Here is a 1360-nt window from a genome sequence, read left to right on the forward strand (position 1 = left end):
CTCAAGATGGGCGCCGACGATTTCATCCGCAAGCCCTTCTCGCAGCGCCTGCTGGTCGAGCGGGTGCGCGCCGTGCTGCGCCGCGCCAGTGCCCGCGAGGCTGCCGCCAAGACGCCAAGCCAGCAGGCCCGCTCGCTCGAGCGCGGCCAACTCGTCATGGACCAGGAGCGCCACACCTGCACCTGGAAAGGCGAGCCGGTGACGCTCACCGTCACCGAGTTCCTGATCCTGCATTCGCTGGCGCAGCGTCCAGGCGTCGTAAAAAGCCGTGATGCGCTCATGGATTCGGCTTATGATGAACAGGTCTATGTCGACGACCGCACCATCGACAGCCACATCAAGCGGCTGCGCAAGAAGTTCAAGGCCGTCGACGACGACTTCGAGATGATCGAAACCCTTTACGGAGTCGGATACCGGTTCCGCGAAGCATAAGTAGCAGGGCCTGCTATTCGATGGCAGTGGAAGCACAGCGAACAAGACCGGCGGGCGCCTCCAGGCGGCCGTCGCGGATCATGCCGTCCTTCGTGTCGAAGATCACGGTGCCGATGCGCCGTTTCCTTGGCCATCATATCTTTTCCAGCCTGACACGGCGTATCCTGTTCCTCAACCTTGCCGGCCTTGCCGTCCTGGTGACCGGCATCCTCTATCTCAACACCTTCCGAGACGGGCTGATCGACGCCCGCGTCGAAAGCCTGATGACCCAGGGCGAGATCATCGCCGGCGCGATCGCCGCGTCGGCGACGGTCGAGACGGATTCGATCAGCATCGACCCGGAAAAGCTGCTTGAACTGCAGGCCGGCGAAAGCCTGGGGCCGGGCTCCGACCAACTCGACAACCTCGACTTCCCGATCAACCCGGAGCGGGTCGCCCCGGTGCTGCGAAGGCTGATCTCGCCGACCAGGACCCGCGCCCGCATCTATGACCGCGACGCCAATCTGCTGCTCGATTCACGCCACCTCTATTCGCGTGGCCAGATCCTGCGCTACGACCTGCCGCCGGTTGAGGAGGAAGAGCCCGATCTGGTCGAGCGCATCCAGAAATTCGTCTTCGACTTCTTCCGCAACACCGAGCTGCCGGTCTATCACGAGCAGCCGGGCGGCAATGGCGCCGCTTTCCCGGAAGTGGTCAAGGCACTCACCGGCAGCCCGTCGACCATCGTGCGCGTCAGCGAGCAGGGGGAGCAGATCGTTTCGGTGGCGGTGCCGATCCAGCGCTTTCGTGCCGTCCTGGGCGTGCTGATGCTGTCGACCGAAGGCGGCGACATCGACAAGATCGTCGCCGCCGAGCGCAAGGCGATCCTGCGCGTCTTCGGTATCGCGGCCCTTGTCACCGCCATCCTGTCGATGCTGCTTGCCTCCAC

The 1360-nt window shown here is 64.1% G+C and carries 2 protein-coding genes; both read left to right on the plus strand.

What is annotated here, in order from left to right:
• On the plus strand, window positions 1-432 hold a 432-nt coding region (locus EN964_RS34725), incomplete at its 5' end, for a response regulator transcription factor (protein WP_164776392.1).
• A gap of 20 nt (window positions 433-452) precedes the next feature.
• On the plus strand, window positions 453-1360 hold a 908-nt coding region (locus EN964_RS34730; protein WP_206528817.1), incomplete at its 3' end, for a stimulus-sensing domain-containing protein.

The sequence above is a fragment of the Mesorhizobium sp. M7A.F.Ca.CA.001.10.2.1 genome, from assembly GCF_003998575.1.
Taxonomy (GTDB): domain Bacteria; phylum Pseudomonadota; class Alphaproteobacteria; order Rhizobiales; family Rhizobiaceae; genus Mesorhizobium.